Raw genomic sequence first — 780 nt, 5'->3', positions numbered from 1 at the left:
GATCCGGCTGTAGGAGTCATAGCTGCGTGGTCGTTGGCCCTGGTGCTGGTAGCGCACCCCGAGGAACAGGTACTTCGTCTCCAAATCCGGGTAACGCCGCCGGATCCAGTCTTGCTGTTCGCTGATCACGTTGACCACGGCCTGCTCGACCAGAATGGTGGGCACCACCCCGTCGACTTTGGTCTGCTGGTAACGCAGTTTGGCCACGAACCCATCGGGAACGTCGGTGGCTCCCGCGGGGCGGTCATGCCCCGGGATCGGCTGCAGCGGGTCGAAATCGAGCATCAGAATCTCCGAGGCCCGGCGCCCGGTCAACGCTTGCAGCAGCCAGATCCGGGCCGCTTGCGGATCGCCGAGACCAGCCACGACCGAGATGGTGGAATCGGGATGGGTGATGACCACCGGTTTGCCCGCATCGGCGGCCAGCACGTCGAGATAGCACAGCATCCGCTGCAGCTCGGCGGTCGAAAACCAGGTCAGCTCCCGGCCGCCGGTAGGGCGTCGGCTGCGAAACGCCGCACCCCACAACCGGGTATGGGTGTCGGTCAACCGGCTCCAGCGAGGATCTCCGGTCGCTGCCGCGGCTTCCTCGGCATGGTCCACCATGAACGTGTAGAACATCTGAATCTTGGACTGGACGACCGCGATCGTCGCCGCCGACAGCGGACGCTCCGGTTTGGCCCGCGCGGCAGGTGATTTGAGGTATTCGGTGAACTCGGTGAACAACAGCCGCAGCGCCGCCCGGTCGGTGCTGATCACCGGATCATCGATCCCGCGTTC

1 pseudogene is annotated in these 780 nt (G+C 65.0%); it reads right to left on the bottom strand.

From position 1 onward, the window contains the following. Nucleotides 1–780: pseudogene (locus A5779_RS15420) on the bottom strand (tyrosine-type recombinase/integrase); the annotation flags it as partial.

Origin of the sequence: Mycolicibacterium peregrinum (assembly GCF_001665625.1) — a bacterium.
In the GTDB taxonomy this organism is placed as follows: Bacteria; Actinomycetota; Actinomycetes; order Mycobacteriales; family Mycobacteriaceae; genus Mycobacterium; species Mycobacterium peregrinum_B.
This window is presented reverse-complemented; position numbering and strand designations above follow the sequence as displayed.